Raw genomic sequence first — 19,630 nt, 5'->3', positions numbered from 1 at the left:
TTAATCCCTCCAGAAAGTTGGCGTGAACAAAATCAGCAAGGTAAAGACTTCGAGGCGACCAAATAACATAGCCACCACCAGCACCCATTTAGCACCATCACCAATACTGGCGTAGTTACTTGCTACTTCCCCAAGACCCGGACCGAGGTTATTTAAGCAGGCCGCCGTGGCACTAAAGGCGGTAATATCGTCCAGTCCCATAGCCATCAATGCCAACATACACAGCACGAAGACTAAGGCGTAGGCGGAGAAAAAACCCCACACGGCGTCGACAACCCGGTCAGGCAGCGCCTTGGAGCCGATGCGAATCGAGAACATCGCCTTAGGGTGAACGAGGCGTTTAAGTTCGCGTGAACCTTGCAACAGCAGCAGGATAACCCGGATCACCTTAATCCCGCCCGCAGTTGAGCCACCACAACCACCGATAAAGCTTGAGAAGATCAACAGAATCGGCAGGAACAGCGGCCACATATGGAAGCTTTCGGTACCAAAGCCTGCAGTCGTCGCCACCGAAACCGCTTGGAATAAGGCGTGATCTAAGGTTTCTTCTGGTGAGTCATAAATCCCTGAGTGGTAAAGGGTTAAGAAGCAAATCGCCGTTAACACCAGCTGAATCGCCACCAGCATCTTGAATTCTGTATCTCGAAAATAGACTCTAAAATTGATCCCGCGGCGCGAAAATGCCGCAAAGTGCACGCTAAAGTTCACCGCCGAGACAATCAAAAAGAACACGCAAATTAGGTTGATCACTGAGCTATCGAAGTATCCCATGCTGGCATCGTGGGTCGAAAACCCCCCGATGGCGATGGTCGAAAACGAGTGACACACGGCATCGAATACGCTCATCCCCGCCAGCCAATAAGCGCCAGCACAGGCAATGGTTAGCAATAGATAGATGTACCATAACGCCTTGGCCGTTTCGGCAATCCTCGGCGTCATCTTACTGTCCTTCACAGGCCCCGGGATCTCGGCGCGATACAGCTGCATGCCCCCAACCCCAAGCACTGGCAGAATCGCCACGGCTAAAACGATGATCCCCATACCGCCGAGCCATTGCAGCATATGCCGATAAAACAAGATGGCCTTAGGTAAGGAGTCCAGCCCGACAATGACTGTGGCTCCCGTGGTGGTCAGTGCGGAGAAGGATTCGAAAAAACTGTCGGTCCAGCTGAGATCGGGTTGGCTTGAGAAGATAAAGGGTAAGGCACCGATGGAGCCAAGAACGGTCCAGAACAGGACCACAATCAGGAAACCCTCGCGGGTTCGCAATTCCTCTTTGCAGCGACGATTAGGATACCAGAGCCAAAAACCTATAAATAAGCTGACAAAAAATGCCTGAATAAACGCTGTACCACCGCCATCGTTATACCAAATGGCGATTAAGGCTGGCGGCAGCATAGTGATGGAGAACAGGCCGATAAGCAGACCTATGATTCTTATTATGGTTTTGTATTGCATTCCGCGTGTTCAATTATTCCATTGGCTGCAAAGGTATTTTCAGCATTTTGCATATTTTGGCATAATTTACGCAGGCATCACAGCTCAAACTCTGCGCGCAGGCTGCCCTGACTCAAAGTTGCCAACGATTCATTTAATATGCCCTGCTGTTGTTTGCCTATTTCAAAATGGATATCAACGGCTTCGGCAAATTGCTTATCGATGATCACCGCCTCTAACTGCTGCAGTAGATGCTCAACATCCCTTAATTGGGTGTAATCACAATGCAGTTTTGCCGGATAACGTAATTGCTTCACTCGCGTCGGCAATTGCCCTAAACCTTGGCGTAATCCCGAGGTATAGGCACGCACTAAACCGCCTACGCCTAACTTAGTACCGCCATAGAAACGCACCACCACAGCACCGACTTCACCGAGATCTGCGCCTTGCAATACCGCGAGCATTGGACGACCTGCGCTGCCCGCAGGCTCTCCATCGTCACTCGAACCGATGGCAATGCTGTCGTTAGGCGCTCCAGCGATAAAGGCATAGCAGTAATGGCTGGCGCCGGGATAATCTCGCTTTATGTCAGTAAGTACTAACTTCAATTGTTCTAAACTCGTGCAATGAAATAGAAAAGAGATAAAGCGGCTATGCTTTATCTCTTCTTCTATCAGCACATTTTCACTCGGTATCAGATAACTTTCGAGCACTCGCTCTCCCTAAACTCACGCTAAGCCCAGTTCGCGGGTCATGTTTTCGTTTCTATCTTGATGCACAATCACATTGTCTTCGATACGAATGCCGCCGAAAGGTCGCAGCTCATCAACAGTGCGCCAATTGATCTGCTGGCCACGGCTATCTTGTTTTAGCTCATTGAGTAACGTGTCGATAATGTACAAACCTGGCTCCATGGTTAGCACTTGGTTTGGCGCCAAAATGCGGGTGCAACGCAGGAACGGATGAGCCTCAGGTGCTGGAATATGGGTACCACGCTCATCGAAGGCAAAACCTCCCACATCATGCACTTGCAAACCTAACATATGGCCGAGTCCGTGGGGGAAGAAGGCGCTGGTAATACCTTGGTCCACTAAGCCTTGGGCATCGCCCGTGGCTAACTCAAAATCCAACAGCATTTGCGCGACTTTGCCATGGGTCGCCAAGTGTAAATCGGGATAACGCACGCCCGGGCGCATCATATCGATCAGTTCGAGCTGCGCTTTGTTCATGGCAGTGATTAATTCGTCGAAACGATTCTTCTCAAACGCATAGGTACGAGTGATATCCGACGCATAGCCAAAGTAACTGGCACCCGCATCGATTAAAAAAGATAAGCGCCGCGCCGGATTTTGATGCTCAAGCGCGGTGTAATGCAAAATCGCCGCATTTTGGTTTAAGGCAATGATATTACCGTAGGGCACTTCGTTCTCGCCCTGTCCCACGGCAGATAAATACTGCTGCTGAATTTCAAACTCGCTCGCACCGTTATAGAAGGCATTTTTTGCCGCTAAATGCCCTTGCACCGCGATCTGGTTCGCACGGCGCATACATTCGAGTTCATATTCGGTTTTAGTAGTGCGGTGGAAATGCAGATAGCTCATCACAGAGTCAGGATTGCGACTAGTGAAACCCAGCACCTCAGCCACATCTAAATGCTCGCCCAAATACGCCCAGTTGGCGATATCGCTAGGCAATAGTTCGGCAACCTTATCGGCCTTAGTGAGTAACTTGATCTCAAAATGCTCGGTCCAGAACATCTCCGGCACGTCAGACACCTTATGCCAAAAATCCACAGGGCGATAAAAAATCAGTTGCGGCTTATCGCGACCGTTCACCACTAACCAGCAGTTAGGGTTATCCAACACAGGTAACCAGGCCTTGAAGTGGGGATTGGCTTTAAAAGGGTAATTAATGTCGTCCAAAAACATTCGATGTGGCTGACCCGAGTGGATCACTAAACCTGATAATGCTTCACGCGATACAATTTCAGCGACTCGACGATTAAGCTCGGCGATGTGGGCATGATAGTGATGAGCCAAGTGATCCATGTGTCATATCCTGTAATGAACGATAGTTAATAAAAAAACCGCAAATCTGACTAAGCCATATAGGCTCAGTGTTTTCCTTCGCTAACGCCCTATGATTTCACAGGTTAGCAAATTCTCGATTTAAGCCTATGCTTTTAATTCTAAAAATAAAATTATCCATTTAGCCAGCGAGCAATACCGCTAAAGTACAAATTCCCACCACGTACTCTTTGGCGTAATCTGTCACTTCTACACTTTGTGCAGTGTATCACAAAGCTGAAAATTCACTCTAGCCGACAAGAAATTAAACAGTCGTTTAAATTGGGTGTTGTAATTTATCGAATTTCGAAGCACACTGGCACACAACTGGTCAAATGATGGCCGAAGCTGCTGTGAGATAGAGAGTCGTACTAACACCAACAGATAATGGTGGGTATCACTTTTAAGCCAAAAGGAAGCAAGCAATGATCTACCAAAGTCCTACAATTCAGGTTGAGTTACTCGAGGATAATATTGCCAAGCTGTGCTTTAACGCACCCGGTTCGGTGAACAAATTCGACAGAGAAACACTCGCCTCACTCGATGCCGCATTAGACAGCATTAAACAACAATCAAACATTCAGGCCTTAGTGCTCACCTCAGGTAAAGATACCTTTATCGTGGGTGCCGATATTACTGAATTTTTAGGCTTATTCGCACAGGATGATGCGGTACTGCTCTCTTGGGTTGAACAGGCCAACGCCGTATTCAACAAACTCGAAGATTTACCTTTCCCAACCGCTTCTGCGATTAAAGGTTTCGCCTTAGGCGGCGGTTGTGAAACTATTCTGGCAACGGATTTCCGTATCGCCGACACCACAGCCAAAATCGGTCTACCCGAAACCAAGCTAGGTATTATCCCAGGCTTTGGTGGCACAGTGCGTTTACCACGTGTAATTGGTGCTGATAACGCCCTTGAGTGGATCACCACGGGTAAAGATCAACGTCCAGAAGATGCCTTAAAAGTAGGTGCGGTTGACGCCGTTGTTGCGCCAGAGGCTTTAGAAGCCGCTGCCATTCAAATGCTAAAAGATGCAGTTGCAGAAAAGCTTGATTGGCAAGCCCGTCGCCAACGTAAGATGTCACCACTGACCTTACCAAAACTCGAAGCCATGATGTCTTTCACTACGGCTAAAGGCATGGTGTTTGCGGTGGCGGGTAAACACTACCCTGCACCGATGGCGGCTGTCAGCGTAGTCGAACAAGCTGCAACCAAAGGCCGCGCCGACGCACTGCAAATTGAGCATCAAGCATTTATCAAGTTAGCAAAAACCGATGTAGCCAAAGCGTTGATCGGTATCTTCTTGAATGACCAATTAGTCAAAGGCAAGGCTAAGAAAGCGGGCAAGCTCGCTAAAGATGTGAAAAGCGCCGCCGTATTAGGTGCTGGTATCATGGGTGGCGGTATCGCTTACCAAAGCGCCAGCAAAGGCACGCCAATCGTGATGAAGGATATCGCTCAACCTGCATTAGATTTAGGTTTAGGCGAAGCCGCCAAACTGTTATCTGCGCAAGTTGCTCGCGGCCGCTCTACCCCAGAAAAAATGGCTAAAGTGCTGAATAACATCACTCCAGCCTTAGACTATGCCCCAGTAAAACATGCTGACGTGGTTGTCGAAGCCGTCGTTGAGCATCCAAAAGTAAAGGCACAAGTACTGGCGGAAGTTGAACAATACGTGAGTGAAGATGCGATTATCGCCTCTAACACGTCAACCATTTCAATCAACCTGCTCGCCAAGAGCATGAAGAAACCTGAGCGTTTCTGCGGTATGCACTTCTTCAATCCAGTGCACAAAATGCCATTGGTTGAAGTTATTCGTGGCGAGCACAGCTCAGAAGAAACCATCGCATCTGTTGTTGCCTATGCCAGCAAAATGGGTAAAAACCCTATCGTTGTTAACGATTGCCCGGGTTTCTTCGTTAACCGCGTACTCTTCCCTTACTTTGCTGGCTTTAACGGCCTGCTCGCCGAAGGTGGCGACTTTGCCGCTATCGATAAAGTGATGGAAAAGCAATTCGGCTGGCCAATGGGCCCTGCTTACCTGCTAGACGTTGTCGGCCTAGACACTGGCCACCACGCACAAGCGGTAATGGCCGAAGGCTTCCCCGATCGTATGGGCAAATCTGGCAATGACGCGATTGACGTGATGTTCGAAAACAAACGTCTCGGTCAGAAGAATGGTAAAGGCTTCTACGCTTACTCTGTGGATAGCCGCGGTAAGCCAAAGAAAGATGTCGACCCAACCAGCTACGAGCTGCTGAAGGCCGCCTTTGGTGAGCAAAAAGCATTCGATGCAGATGAAATCATCGCCCGCACTATGATCCCAATGATTATCGAAACCGTTCGCTGTTTAGAAGAAGGCATTGTGGCATCACCTGCCGAAGCGGATATGGGCTTGGTCTATGGTTTAGGTTTCCCTCCCTTCCGTGGTGGTGTATTCCGTTACTTAGATACTATGGGCGTAGCAAACTTTGTCGCCTTAGCTGATAAATACGCTCACTTAGGTGGTTTGTATCAAGTCACCGACGCCATGCGTGCCCTTGCAGCCAACAACGGTAGCTACTACCAAGCCTAATTAGCGGGAAAGGAATTTAATTATGAAACAAGCTGTTATCGTAGATTGCATTCGTACTCCTATGGGCCGTTCTAAGGCTGGGGTGTTCCGTAATGTACGTGCAGAAACACTCTCTGCCGAATTAATGAAAGGTCTATTACTGCGTAACCCGCAATTAGATCCCAATACCATTGAAGACGTGATTTGGGGCTGCGTGCAGCAAACCCTAGAGCAAGGCTTCAATATTGCCCGTAACGCATCATTGCTGGCAGGTATCCCGAAAACGGCTGGCGCAGTGACAGTCAACCGCCTATGTGGTTCTTCCATGGAAGCCATCCACCAAGCCGCTCGCGCCATTATGACTGGCATGGGCGACACCTTTATCATCGGTGGTGTTGAACATATGGGCCACGTGCCAATGAACCATGGTGTGGACTTCCACCCAGGTTTAGCCAATAACGTCGCCAAGGCGTCTGGCATGATGGGCTTAACCGCAGAGATGCTAGGTAAGCTTCACGGCATCACCCGTGAGCAACAGGACGCCTTTGCTGTACGTTCACACCAACGCGCTCACGCAGCTACTGTTGAAGGCCGCTTTGCCAAGGAAATCTATGGCATCGAAGGCCATGATGCTAACGGCGCACTGATTAAAGTACTGCACGATGAAGTGATTCGCCCAGAAACCTCAATGGAATCATTAGCGGCGCTGCGCCCAGTATTCGACCCAGCAAACGGTACCGTTACTGCCGGTACCTCTTCAGCATTATCTGACGGTGCTTCGGCAATGTTAGTGATGGAAGAATCTAAAGCACGCGCTCTAGGTCTACCAATCCGTGCCCGTATTCGCTCAATGGCGGTTGCAGGTTGTGACGCGGCAATTATGGGTTACGGTCCAGTACCTGCTACTCAAAAAGCACTGGCCCGCGCAGGCATCACAGTCAATGATTTGGATGTTATCGAACTGAACGAAGCGTTCGCTGCTCAGTCTCTACCATGCGTTAAAGATTTAGGTCTGCTGGATGTGGTAGAAGACAAGATCAACCTGAACGGTGGCGCTATCGCGCTTGGCCATCCACTGGGTTGTTCTGGTGCACGTATTTCGACAACGTTGATCAACCTGATGGAACACAAAGATGCGACCTTAGGTTTAGCTACTATGTGTATCGGTTTGGGCCAAGGTATTGCGACCGTTTTCGAACGTGTTTAATCCTTAACGATTCCTCCTTCAAAGCCGGACTCAGTTCCGGCTTTTTTATTTGCGATAGCACCTTAATTATCTTCCTTTCTGCTCAGCTTCAATTTGAAAATCAGGCAGTTTTCGACTTAACTTGATAAATATCCTTAATGCACTTCTCCGCATTTGACCGTCATTACGACACTGCTAAGAAGCATGGATGCGTTTCATTCTTTAGGCTATGAGAGGGATGTTCAATGCTGCAAACGGAACAAACGCTTTTCGAACAAATGCGGATCACTGAGCTTGAGATTGATTTTCGCAAGTCCTTGTTCTCTTTTACCTTAGCCGATGTCAGAGCACTGCAATCCTTCAAACCTGTGATTGAAGAGAACATAGACAAAATCGTTGATGACTTTTACGGTCTACAAACTAGTGTGTCCGAGATTGCTCTGCTGATCGGTGACTCCGATACCCTCGCTCGTTTACGTACCGCCCAGAGACGCTATGTGCTCGACCTGTTTAATGGAGTGTACGATTTAGAGTACGTTAACAACCGCCTGCGGATTGGCTTAGTACACAAGCGTATCGGCGTTGAACCTAAACTCTACCTCTCTGCCGTTCATACTCTAAAAGAACTGATTTATGCGGAGATTAACAACTCGGTTAAAGATGCGGCTCAAAATGAACGCATTAGAATCGCCATCGACAAGTTGGTGCTTTTCGATGTTACCTTAGTGTTTGATACTTATATTCGTAGCTTGGTATCTGAAATTGAGAATGCTAAAGACAAGGCTGAACGTTACGCACAGAGCATGGAAAGCAAAGTCAAAGAACGTACACAACAGCTCGAAGAATTATCTCAAACTGACCCATTAACCGGCTTGCTAAACGTGCGTCACTTGCAGGAATTTGCCACACGTATCCTAAGAGCCGCACAAAGACGTGCCGAACCCGTAAGCGTTATTTATCTCGATGTGGATGACTTCAAACACTTTAATGATAGCCAAGGCCATAGAGCGGGAGATGAAGTACTCAGAGCCGTCGCTCAATCAATAAAGGAAAGTACCCGAGCGGAAGATCATTGTTTTCGCTATGGTGGTGATGAGTTTTGTATCATCATGCCCAACTGCCGTGAGGAACAAGCCAGAGATCATTTTATCGAACGCTTTAACCAGAATATCAAGCGTCACCTGAATAACATCTCATTAAGCTTCGGCATCGTGGATACTGGCCCCTACGACTACGATGATGCCAATACTCTAATCCATAAAGCCGATCAAAAAATGTATAGCTACAAACGCGCACGAGCTGCCAAATCACAGTTACCAGCAACGGCGGCCAATGATTTAAAAAGTGAGATGAATAACATAGAGACTCTGAACCTCGACGGCGCAGAGTCTTGTCCCCATGAATCTGCTGCACCAATCATAGATAAAATCGCCGAATAATGATGTTGTTCCACGTGGAACATTTGATTGTTACGAGCAAACACCTACTCGGCTGGAGCAATTCCAGCCCCATCACAAATTCAGGCCATCAACTTGGTTTATCCAAATCACTGGAGTAACATTAGCCAATTCTGTTTAACCGTTCACTCGAGGTCACATGAACGACGTTTTCTCAACCGCACAACACAAACTGGATGCACTTGGTTTACGCTGCCCAGAACCGGTAATGATGGTGCGAAAAACGGTAAGACAAATGGCACAAGGTGAAACCCTGCTTATCATCGCAGATGATCCTGCGACCACACGTGATATTCCCAGCTTTTGTGAATTTATGGACCACACACTGATCGCCAGTGAAACCAGCCAAACACCCTATCAATATCTAATTAAAAAGGGACTCTAAGTCTCTACATCGACATTAGGATAAGGACATCAAACATGCCGAAACTAGTTGCTATCGCCTACAAAACGGTTAAACGCGGGCCAATGAACGAAGTGCTATGCGCGAATGTCACCCAGCACTGCGGCGTCGAAAAAGATGTATTTGGTCGCCCGGGTAAACGGCAAGTAACAGTGCTGTCGCTGCAGCAGTGGCAAATAGCTTGTCAGAGCATAGATACAAATTTACCTTGGACGACTCGTCGAGCAAACCTATTAGTCGATGGCTGTAGTTTTGGGGCGGCTGATGTGGGTAAGCAGCTGCACATTGGTGATCTCTGCCTCGAAGTGACGGGTGAAACCGATCCCTGTAAGAAGATGGAACAGGCTCATGCAGGCTTGGAATCAGCGTTAACTCCTGATTGGCGAGGTGGCGTCACCTGCCGCGTCATCAATGACGCCATGATCCACATCGGCGATCCCGTGACATTAGACTAGTCATACTTCGCGGAGAGTAAGCCACATTACTCTCCACTTGTTTGCCCGCCTCAACTTCTCCACTCGGTCATTAATTGAAACAGTATTTCCGTTTTCCTAACTGGGTATTTGTGCGATAACTTAGCGCAGCATTAACAAAAGTTTATCTAATCCGATAACAGCAAAGCCCTAGAATAACGATAACAGGACATAACATGTTGAAACCTAAGCTGACACCGCTTTATATCGCCTTGATGCTTGGCCTTAGTTCCCATGCCGTACAGGCAACAGATGCCCAGAAAGCCAGTTGGGACGTCAATGCGCCAGCCAATGCTCCACTAGAAAAAGTGACCATAGATGTAACCGAAGGCACTTGGATGAACATCAGTGTCAGCCCAGATGGTAAACATTTAGTGTTTGATTTACTTGGCGATATTTATCAAATCCCAGTCACGGGTGGAGAGGCAAAGCCATTAGCTCAAGGCATAGCCTGGCAAATGCAGCCCGTGTATAGCCCAGATGGTAAGCACATTGCCTTCACCTCAGATGCAGATGGTGGCGACAACATTTGGATTATGGATGCCGACGGCAGCAATCCACGCACAGTCACGACAGAGACCTTTCGTTTACTCAACAGTCCCGCGTGGAGCCCTGATTCCCAATATTTAGTTGGTCGTAAGCATTTTACCGCCAGTCGGAGCTTAGGCGCTGGTGAAGTCTGGCTCTATCATGTCGCCGGTGGCGAAGGTGTTAAACTCACCGAACGGCCTAACGATGAAAAGGATTTAGGTGAGCCAGCCTATTCACCCGATGGCCGTTACATTTACTTCAGCCAAGATGACACACCGGGAAAAACCTTCCATTATTCCAAAGACTCAGTAAACGGCATCTATAAAATCAAGCGTTATGATACCCAAACGGGTGATATTGAAATCTTGATCGAAGGAACCGGTGGCGCCATTCGTCCAACACCGAGCCCAGACGGCACCAAACTGGCATACATCAAGCGAGATGATTTCCAATCCTCCTTGTATTTGCTCGATTTGAAATCCGGCGAAACCACTAAGCTATATGGCGGTTTAGATCGCGATATGCAAGAGACGTGGGCCATCCACGGTGTCTATCCCACCATAGCTTGGACTCAAGATAACAAAGATATTTTTTTCTGGGCTAAAGGCAAAATCAATCGCCTGAATGTTGCCAATAAAACGGTTACCAACATTCCCTTCAGTGTCAAAACCCAGTTAGACGTGCAGCCTTCAGTACGCTTTAAACAAGATATTGATAAGGATGTATTCGACGTAAAAATGCTGCGAATGGCACAAGTTTCACCGGATGGCAGCAAAGTCGCCTTCGAAGCATTAGGTAAAATCTGGTTGAAGACACTTCCCGATGGCCAGATATCACGCTTAACCGAGTTAGGTAACGACATTGAAGAGCTCTATCCCCAGTGGTCGCGTGATGGCAAAAATATTGTCTTCACAACTTGGAATGACCAAGACCAGGGCACAGTTCAAGTGATCAGTGCAAAAGGTGGTAAAGCGAAACAACTTATCACTGAGCCAGGCAAATACGTTGAGCCCACCTTCTCACCCAATGGTGAACTGGTAGTGTATCGCAAAACCCAAGGTGGACACCTTACGCCTCGTACTTGGTCGCAGGAACCCGGCCTGTACAAGGTCGATTTAAAAACCAAACAAAATAAGAAGATTAGCGCTGAGGGTTATCAAGCACAATTCGGCGCTTCGGCCGATCGCATTTTCTTTATGAACACAGGTGATAACGACACACCACAGCTTGCCTCAATTAGCCTAGATGGGTTTGATAAACGCGTTCACTACAGCAGTAAGCATGCAACGGAATTTAGGGTTTCACCCGACGGCGAACAACTCGCCTTTGCCGAACGTTTTAAAGTTTGGGTCACCCCCTTCGCAAAACATGGTGAAACCGTTGAAATCGGCCCTAACGCCAGCAATCTTCCAGTCACACAGTTAAGTGTGCGGGCTGGCGAAAGCATCAGTTGGAATAGCAAGAGTAACCAACTCTATTGGACTCTTGGCCCTGAACTGTACCAAGCTGATGTTGATTCACAGTATCTCAAAAAGGACGAGCAAGCCAAGCCAAGTATTATCAACTTAGGCTTTACCGAAAAGGCCGATGTTCCACGTGGAACAGTCGCCTTTGTCGGCGGCAAAGTGATCACCATGGAAAATGACCAAGTCATCGATAAGGGTGTGGTGATCGTCAAAGACAATCATATTGTTGCCGTTGGCGATGCAAACACGGCGATTCCAAAGGATGCACAAGTTATCGATATTAGCGGCAAATCCATTATGCCTGGCCTGTTCGACGCGCATGCCCATGGTGCCCAGGCCGATGATGAAATCGTGCCTCAACAAAACTGGGCACTCTACTCAGGGCTATCTTTGGGTGTAACAACCATCCATGATCCATCGAATGATACCACTGAGATTTTTGCAGCCTCTGAACAGCAAAAGGCTGGTCACATCGTTGGTCCACGGATTTTCTCCACAGGAACGATTCTTTATGGCGCAAATGCTCCCGGCTACACCTCGCATATCGACTCACTCGATGATGCAAAATTTCATTTAGAGCGACTCAAAAAAGTCGGAGCCTTTAGTGTTAAGAGCTACAACCAACCCCGTCGTAATCAAAGGCAACAGGTTATCGCCGCTGCTCGCGAACTCGAAATGATGGTTGTGCCAGAGGGTGGCAGCTTGCTACAACATAACCTGACCATGGTTGCCGATGGCCATACAACCGTAGAGCACTCGTTACCCGTGGCGAGTATTTATAACGATATTAAACAGTTCTGGAGCCAAACTAAGGTCGGTTATACCCCAACCTTAGTCGTCGCCTACGGCGGTATTTCGGGTGAAAACTATTGGTACGATAAGACCGATGTGTGGGCACATCCACGTTTGTCTATGTATGTGCCAAGCGATATTTTGCAGGCTCGCTCAATGCGTCGCCCCCATGCCCCCGACAGTCACTACAACCACTTCAATGTTGCTAAAGTCGCTAATGAGTTTAATAAATTAGGCATTCATCCAAACATTGGCGCCCACGGTCAGCGTGAGGGTTTAGCCGCACATTGGGAAATGTGGATGTTCGCCCAAGGCGGCATGAGCAATATGGATGTGCTGAAAACTGCGACCATCAACCCTGCCACCACCTTCGGTCTAGAGCATCAACTTGGCTCAATTAAAACCGGTAAGCTTGCAGACTTAATCGTTATAGATGGTGACCCATTAGCGGATATTCGAGTCACAGATAAAGTCACTTATACTATGGTCAATGGTAAGTTGTTCGACGCAGAGTCGATGAACCAACTCAATGGTAACAAGCAACAGCGTAAGCCTTTCTTCTTCGAGAAAATCTAATCTCAACAAGGTGAAATAACAAAAGGCATGTTCCACGTGGAACATGCCTTTTTATTTTGGATGCTAACTCAATTAGATTAGTGACTTATTTACCGCCGCAGCATGCATCATAGGCAATGCAATCAACTAGATGATCGTTCACCATCCCCACCGCCTGCATAAAAGCATAACAAATCGTCGGACCAACAAAGTTAAAGCCAAGCTTTTTTAATGCCTTAGACATTGCCTCTGATTCAGGTGTTTGCGCAGGCACTTGCGACATGGAGGTAAATTGATTCACCAATGGCTTGCCACCAACAAAGCTCCACAGAAATTCAGAAAAATCTTTGCCATCCTCAGTGTAGGCTAAGTAACCTTTTGCATTACGAATAATCGAATGGATCTTAAGGCGATTACGCACAATGCCTGGGTTAGCCATCAACTCCTGGACTTTAGCGTCGTCAAAAGTTGCAATCACTGCTGGCTCAAAATCCGCAAAGGCTTGTTCGTAGTTTTGCTGCTTCTTTAAGATAGTAATCCAAGACAACCCAGCTTGTTGCCCATCTAAACAGAGCTTGGCAAACAACTCCTTCGAATCATAAACTGGGCGCCCCCACACCTTATCGTGGTACTCGCGATACAAGGGATCATCACTGACCCAATTACAGCGGATTTCTTCCATGGCCTATCTACCTTAACGTTTTAACGAAGAAGGTAAAAAATAACCTACATAAGCAGAGATCTACAAGGTATAATCGAAACCATTTTCTATTAAAGCTGACGGCAGTAGACAAGTAGACATGACGACGAAACACGACGTAAAAACATTTCAGGGTTTCATTCTAACCCTGCAGGAATATTGGGCGCAGCAAGGCTGTGCAATCGTTCAACCTTTAGATATGGAAGTCGGTGCGGGTACATTCCACCCACAAACTTTCCTACGCTCTTTAGGGCCTGAGCCAATGAGCAGTGCCTATGTGCAGCCATCGCGCCGCCCTACCGACGGCCGTTACGGTGAAAACCCAAACCGTCTGCAGCACTACTACCAATTCCAAGTCGTGTTAAAACCGTCACCGGATAATATCCAAGAACTCTATTTAGGTTCTCTGCAAGCCCTTGGTATTGATACACAAATCCATGATATCCGTTTTGTGGAAGACAACTGGGAATCACCAACGCTAGGCGCTTGGGGTCTGGGTTGGGAAGTCTGGTTAAACGGCATGGAAGTGACTCAGTTTACTTACTTCCAACAGGTCGGCGGCTTAGAGTGTAGCCCTGTCACCGGTGAAATCACCTACGGTTTAGAGCGTCTCGCCATGTATATCCAAGGTGTGGATAGCGTGTACGACCTAGTATGGACCGATGGCCCTATGGGTCGCATCACCTACGGCGATGTGTTCCACCAAAACGAAGTTGAGCAATCGACCTATAACTTTGAACACGCAGACGTCGACTTTATGTTTACCCTGTTCGATCAATGCGAAAAGATGTGTCAGCATTTATTGTCGCTTGAAAAACCATTACCTCTACCCGCCTATGAGCAAGTGATGAAAGCCTCTCACGCCTTCAACCTGCTCGATGCACGCCACGCCATTTCAGTGACTGAACGTCAGCGTTATATACTGCGCGTTCGTACCATGGCTAAAGCCGTTGCTGAATCCTATTATCAGGCACGCGAAGCGCTTGGCTTCCCAATGTGTAAGTAGAGGTAACACATGAATTTTGAAAACTTACTCATCGAGTTAGGCACTGAAGAACTGCCGCCAAAGGCGCTGCGTAAACTGGCTGAGTCTTTCTTAGCGAACTTTACCGAAGAATTAACCAAAGCCGATTTAGCTTTTAAATCAGCTGTTTGGTATGCAGCACCCCGTCGTCTAGCCATTAATGTGACAGAACTAGCGCTCGCTCAAGCGGACAAAATCGTTGAAAAACGCGGCCCAGCTGTCAGCTCAGCCTTCGACGGTGAAGGTAAACCAACGAAAGCCGCTGAAGGCTGGGCACGTGGTAACGGTATTACCGTTGACCAAGCTGAGCGTTTAGTGACCGACAAAGGTGAATGGCTGGTTTATAACGCAAAAATCGAAGGCGTTGAAACCAAGAGCTTAATCGCTGCGATGGCACAACGTGCGCTGGATAAATTACCCATTCCTAAGCCAATGCGCTGGGGAAGCAGTAAGACACAATTCATTCGCCCAGTTCACACCGCCACTATGCTGTTAGGCAGTGAATTAATCGAAGGTGAATTACTCGGCATTAAATCGGCGCGTAATGTTCGTGGTCACCGCTTTATGGGTACAGGCTTCGAGCTTGACCATGCAGACAACTACCTGACGCTACTGAAAGAAAAAGGTAAAGTCATCGCCGATTACGAAAGCCGTAAAGCCTTAATCAAAGCCGATGCCGAAAAAGCGGCCGCTAAGATTGGTGGCACCGCCGATATCGAAGATGACCTGCTTGAAGAAGTCACCTCTTTGGTTGAATGGCCAGTCGTATTAACCGCAAGCTTTGAAGATAAGTTCTTAAACGTACCTTCAGAAGCCTTGGTTTATACGATGAAGGGCGATCAGAAATACTTCCCAGTATTCGATGATGCAGGTAAGTTACTGCCAAACTTCATCTTTGTTGCGAACATAGAATCAAAAGATCCGGCACAAATCATTGCGGGTAACGAGAAAGTGGTTCGTCCACGCTTGGCCGATGCCGAGTTCTTCTTCAATACCGACAAAAAACACACGCTGGAATCACGTTTACCGAGTCTTGAGACCGTCTTGTTCCAACAACAACTCGGTACTTTAAAAGACAAAGTCACTCGTATCTCTGCCCTAGCCGCCTTTATTGCCGAGCAAACTGGAGCTAACGCCGTTGATGCTGCCCGTGCTGGTTTATTGTCTAAAACAGACTTAATGACCAATATGGTGATGGAGTTTACCGATACTCAAGGCACCATGGGTATGCATTACGCCCGCCTAGACGGTGAAACTGAAGCCGTCGCCTTAGCCATGGAAGAGCAATACAAGCCCAAATTCTCTGGCGATACAGTTCCGACTGCAGCTGTATCTTGCGCAGTAGCCTTAGCGGATAAACTCGATACCTTAGTCGGTATCTTCGGTATTGGTCAGGCACCTAAGGGCGCTGCCGACCCATTCGCACTGCGCCGCGCCGCAATCGGTGTGTTACGCATCATCGTTGAGAACAAGTTGCCACTGGACTTAGTGACCCTGATAGCTAAGGCTCAAGAACTCCATGGCACTAACTTAAGCAACGCGAATGCAAGCGATGAAGTGCTTGAGTTCTTAATGGCGCGTTTCCGTGCTTGGTACCAAGATAAAGGTATCGAGGTTGACGTGATCCTCGCCGTATTAGCACGCCGCCCAACTCGCCCAGCTGATTTTGATAGCCGTATCAATGCCGTATCACACTTCAGAAGCTTAGAAGCCTCTAGCGCTCTGGCAGCGGCGAATAAGCGTGTGTCTAACATTCTGGCGAAAGTGGAAGGCGAATTACCCACTGCGATTAACTCAGCTCTGTTAGCCGAAGCAGCAGAACAAGCATTAGCCGCTAAGCTTGCCGAACTACAGCCTCAACTCGCTCCGCTGTTTGCTAATGCTGATTACCAACAGGCATTAACACTGCTGGCGAACTTACGTGAGAGTGTTGACCAGTTCTTCGAAGACGTGATGGTTATGGCGGACGACGAAGCATTGAAAAACAACCGTTTAGCTCTGCTAAATAACCTACGTGAACAGTTCTTACATGTAGCGGATATTTCTCTGCTCCAGTAAGTCGCACGTTAGAGTCTTAATAAAAAACGCGCATATAGCGCGTTTTTTATTGGCTGCAATATATTAAAACTGCTGAAGTTTCTCGTGCAACGCTTCGAATTGAGCGGGCTCGAGTCCAACCAAGGCTAACAAGTTGCTCAGCATATCAGCAGGCAGTTTACCCGCTTGCTGCAACATCGAAACCTCACTGATGATATTGGCGCGCCAAACCACAGCGGCAATTCCCTCATTCGGCCGAGTGTGGACATGGGCTAATTTATCCAGCTCGGTTTCAAAGGTACTTGGCAATTGCCAATGCTTTGCCAACAAAGCACTTAAGGTGAGTGATTTGGCTGTCATCACTTGTCGGAATAACCAAGAATTTGGCTGCTCCCCAGGCTCTGCTTGCACAAAGGCATCGAGCAACATTTTAAAGATGGCGAGCTTACCCACATCATGCAGTAATCCTAATAGGAATGCCGTGTCTCTATCTTCTTCACTCAGTTCACTGGTTAAAAAGGCCACCTGCATCGAATGACGCCAAATTTCGGCACCAAAGCGACGAAAATAAATGGGTTTAATATCGAGCATCTCACGCACTAGGCAGCTCGTCACAAAGCGGCGTAACTGCTCACGGCCGAGCTGCACTAAAGCCTGTTGCAGGCTTGTGACCTCTCGATCGCCACGCTTAAAGGCTGGTGAGTTACACAGCTTAAGCACTTCGACGCTCAGTAAAGGATCTTTCTCTATTAGCGCCAACAAGTCCTTAGTATCAAACTGTGGCTCAGCTAATTTACGGTCTAATTCCAAAACCTTAGAGGGAAGCTTAAGCACCTTTTCTGCTATCACTTGTGGCGATGCTAAGGCCAACTCTATTTCTGCCATGACTCGCCGCTCAAGGTTATTGGCAACGCCACCAGCATCTTTGGTTCTGGCGGGAAACAACAGGCTGTAAAATAACGCCTCTAAGTCGATACTCACCACGGTATCAACGGATTCTTCTTGGCGTTTAGGGGCTGAAACTTTGTCCAACGATTTACTGAGATCGGTTTGGCTAAAGCTTTTAGGTCGCTCCAGTATTGTCTCTTCGCGGATATTAAAAATTTTATTAAATATGGACTTAATCAAGACGTTCCAACCTATAAGAGCTGAGTTAACTGACCCTGCATAATTATCAGTCCATTGTAGTTCATATACTAGTGGTCACATCATGTATTACGCGCAGCTTTACTATATGTCCCTAGACTTAAGGCTGCATTATCAAATCGAATGTTTCACGTGAAACCTTATTCCAAGTAGCCTTGATAGGCCCGTGCAATTTGCTTGGCCAACTCCGCATTTATGGGTGAATAAGCTTTCGCGGAAATAACCAGTGCGACGGCGACCACAGGCAGAGGTGGAAGAGTTTCAGAATCGATAATATTCAGTGGTGCCGATACACTGCATTCAGCCATGGCACTAATAGCCAAATCCTTAGCCACTATCGCTTTAAGAGCCGCAGCACTGCTGCTACAAGCTAACAACTGATAATGCCTATCTTGCTTCATCAATCCATCTAACGCCGTGATATGGAATTTACAGTCCTTTTGGAATAGCGCTATAGGTAAGGGATCGGCATCACTCAAGTTCGAACCACTCGCGCTCACCCAAACACCTTTTGAGGTTTGTAATAAGTAGCCTTCATCGGACTCGGGCAAACGAGTCACTATCGCCGCATCGAGCTGCCCAGAATCCAGCATGATCCGCAGCTTTTGGCTCGAGGCGCAGGTAATTTGAAGATCGAGTTGCTTAATGTGACCATGTAACAACGCCACTATCCGCGGCAACACGGATTCGGCATAGTCATCTGGACAGCCCAAATGCAATTGTGTGCCGACTTGGGTCTGCTTAATGGTAGTGACAGTCTCATCGTGCAATTGCAGTAATTGCTTAGCGTACAAGCCAAAACGTTGGCCTTCGGTAGATAAGACTAAGTTTCGCCCCTCTTTTACAAAGAGCGTTTTTCCCAACTCTTGCTCTAAGCGCTTCATTTGCATACTGACGGCAGATTGAGTCTTATAGGTTTGCATTGCCGCACGGGTAAAACTCCCGGTATCGACAAAAGCCACAAAACTGCGCAGCGCTTCTATTTCCATAATATTTCCTACCTGATGTCAGTCTATCTATTCATTTTGCTGATAGATAACATCAAATCTATTCGTTAGTCATGCAAAGTACAAGCGCCTATATTGATAAGCACAACCCCAAACAGGAAGGTGAAAATGGAACTCTACATTGGTAATAAAAACTACTCTAGTTGGTCGCTCCGCGCTTGGTTAATGGCTGCAAAATCAGGTATTCAGTTCGATGAAATCCTACTACAGCTCGATACCGAGAGCTTTTATCAGCGGCTCAAATCTATTTCGCCTACCCTAAAAGTTCCAACACTCATCGATGGAAATATCACGGTTTGGGATTCGTTGTCGATTTGCGAATATATCAACGATACTTATCTTTCAGGCTCAGCTTGGCCACAAGACCCGAAACAAAAAGCTAAGGCTCGCTCCTTCGCCTGTGAAATGCATTCAGGCTTTCATGCCCTGCGAAATGCCCTGCCGATGAATATCCGTGCCCATCGTTATGTTGAATTAAGCCCTGCCGTGTTGCAGGATATTGCCCGCATCGACAGCATCTGGTCACAACAAATGGCAGAGTTTGCCACAGCCCAAGGCACTTGGTTATTTGGCAAGTGGTCGATAGCCGATATGATGTTTGCGCCGGTTGTGATGCGCTTCTTCACCTATGAGATTGAAGTCTCCCAAGCGAGTCGAGCCTATATGGAATTTATTGTGAGCCAGCCGGAAATGCAGGCCTGGATACAAGCCGCCAAAGCCGAGACTGAAATAGTGGACATCGACGAAGCTGGTGTTGATAGATAATTTTCTACCAAACAAAAAGGGAAAGCTAAG

At 47.6% G+C, this 19,630-nt stretch carries 15 protein-coding genes; 9 read left to right on the top strand and 6 right to left on the bottom strand.

All coding sequences use genetic code 11. The features are described from left to right. The 3 genes from K0H60_RS00335 to pepQ form a co-directional block, all read right to left on the bottom strand. Complete coding sequence (locus tag K0H60_RS00335; RefSeq protein WP_011620857.1) at positions 1–1,458, bottom strand: TrkH family potassium uptake protein; 1,458 nt, start codon at positions 1,456–1,458, stop codon at positions 1–3. A gap of 77 nt (positions 1,459–1,535) precedes the next feature. Further along, positions 1,536–2,150, bottom strand: a complete 615-nt coding sequence (locus tag K0H60_RS00330; RefSeq protein ID WP_220056918.1) for a YigZ family protein — start codon at positions 2,148–2,150, stop codon at positions 1,536–1,538. Between the two features lie 15 nt (positions 2,151–2,165). Continuing rightward, positions 2,166–3,485 carry a Xaa-Pro dipeptidase gene (pepQ, locus tag K0H60_RS00325; RefSeq protein WP_023266033.1) on the bottom strand — a complete coding sequence of 440 codons (1,320 nt, stop codon included), beginning with the start codon at positions 3,483–3,485 and terminating at the stop codon, positions 2,166–2,168. 443 nt (positions 3,486–3,928) lie between these two features. Here pepQ and fadB point away from each other — a divergent pair, with 443 nt between their 5' ends. The 6 genes from fadB to K0H60_RS00295 all read left to right on the top strand — a co-directional run bounded on the left by fadB (position 3,929) and on the right by K0H60_RS00295 (position 12,942). Further along, complete coding sequence (fadB, locus tag K0H60_RS00320) at positions 3,929–6,079, top strand: fatty acid oxidation complex subunit alpha FadB (RefSeq protein WP_220056917.1); 2,151 nt, start codon at positions 3,929–3,931, stop codon at positions 6,077–6,079. Positions 6,080–6,101: 22 nt separating this feature from the next. Then, positions 6,102–7,265, top strand: a complete 1,164-nt coding sequence (gene fadA, locus K0H60_RS00315; RefSeq protein WP_011715316.1) for an acetyl-CoA C-acyltransferase FadA — start codon at positions 6,102–6,104, stop codon at positions 7,263–7,265. 224 nt (positions 7,266–7,489) lie between these two features. Then, positions 7,490–8,683 (top strand): diguanylate cyclase domain-containing protein, encoded by a 1,194-nt coding sequence (locus tag K0H60_RS00310; RefSeq protein WP_220056916.1) that lies wholly within the window; start codon positions 7,490–7,492, stop codon positions 8,681–8,683. Between the two features lie 157 nt (positions 8,684–8,840). Next, entirely contained in the window at positions 8,841–9,086 is a 246-nt protein-coding gene (gene tusA / locus K0H60_RS00305; RefSeq protein WP_011620849.1) for a sulfurtransferase TusA, read from the top strand. A 35-nt stretch (positions 9,087–9,121) separates the two neighbouring features. Beyond that, positions 9,122–9,559 (top strand): MOSC domain-containing protein, encoded by a 438-nt coding sequence (locus K0H60_RS00300; RefSeq protein WP_220056915.1) that lies wholly within the window; start codon positions 9,122–9,124, stop codon positions 9,557–9,559. 194 nt (positions 9,560–9,753) lie between these two features. After that, positions 9,754–12,942 (top strand): amidohydrolase family protein, encoded by a 3,189-nt coding sequence (locus tag K0H60_RS00295; RefSeq protein ID WP_220056914.1) that lies wholly within the window; start codon positions 9,754–9,756, stop codon positions 12,940–12,942. An 85-nt stretch (positions 12,943–13,027) separates the two neighbouring features. Here K0H60_RS00295 and K0H60_RS00290 read toward each other — a convergent pair whose 3' ends face one another. Continuing rightward, positions 13,028–13,603, bottom strand: a complete 576-nt coding sequence (locus tag K0H60_RS00290) for a DNA-3-methyladenine glycosylase I (protein ID WP_220056913.1) — start codon at positions 13,601–13,603, stop codon at positions 13,028–13,030. Between the two features lie 118 nt (positions 13,604–13,721). Here K0H60_RS00290 and glyQ point away from each other — a divergent pair, with 118 nt between their 5' ends. Together glyQ and glyS are read left to right on the top strand one after the other, a co-directional pair. After that, complete coding sequence (gene glyQ / locus K0H60_RS00285) at positions 13,722–14,627, top strand: glycine--tRNA ligase subunit alpha (RefSeq protein WP_220056912.1); 906 nt, start codon at positions 13,722–13,724, stop codon at positions 14,625–14,627. Between the two features lie 9 nt (positions 14,628–14,636). Then, the gene (gene glyS, locus K0H60_RS00280) at positions 14,637–16,703 is read left to right on the top strand and encodes a glycine--tRNA ligase subunit beta (RefSeq protein WP_220056911.1); all 2,067 of its coding nucleotides are present in this window, start codon (positions 14,637–14,639) and stop codon (positions 16,701–16,703) included. A gap of 63 nt (positions 16,704–16,766) precedes the next feature. On the opposite strand, the gene K0H60_RS00275 is transcribed toward glyS, so the two are convergent. Next, the gene (locus tag K0H60_RS00275; protein WP_220056910.1) at positions 16,767–17,810 is read right to left on the bottom strand and encodes an HDOD domain-containing protein; all 1,044 of its coding nucleotides are present in this window, start codon (positions 17,808–17,810) and stop codon (positions 16,767–16,769) included. A gap of 158 nt (positions 17,811–17,968) precedes the next feature. After that, a complete protein-coding gene (locus K0H60_RS00270; RefSeq protein WP_220056909.1) occupies positions 17,969–18,817 on the bottom strand; it encodes a LysR family transcriptional regulator in 849 nt (282 codons plus the stop codon). Positions 18,818–18,943: 126 nt separating this feature from the next. On the opposite strand from K0H60_RS00270, the gene K0H60_RS00265 reads away from it, so the two are divergent. Then, positions 18,944–19,600, top strand: coding sequence for a glutathione S-transferase family protein (locus tag K0H60_RS00265; protein WP_220056908.1), 657 nt, complete (start codon positions 18,944–18,946; stop codon positions 19,598–19,600). The last annotated feature ends 30 nt before the right edge of the window (positions 19,601–19,630 follow it).

Source organism: Shewanella mangrovisoli (assembly GCF_019457635.1).
In the GTDB taxonomy this organism is placed as follows: Bacteria; Pseudomonadota; Gammaproteobacteria; order Enterobacterales; family Shewanellaceae; genus Shewanella; species Shewanella mangrovisoli.
The sequence above is the reverse complement of the archived record's forward strand: the minus strand, read 5'-3'. Positions and strand labels throughout refer to the sequence as shown.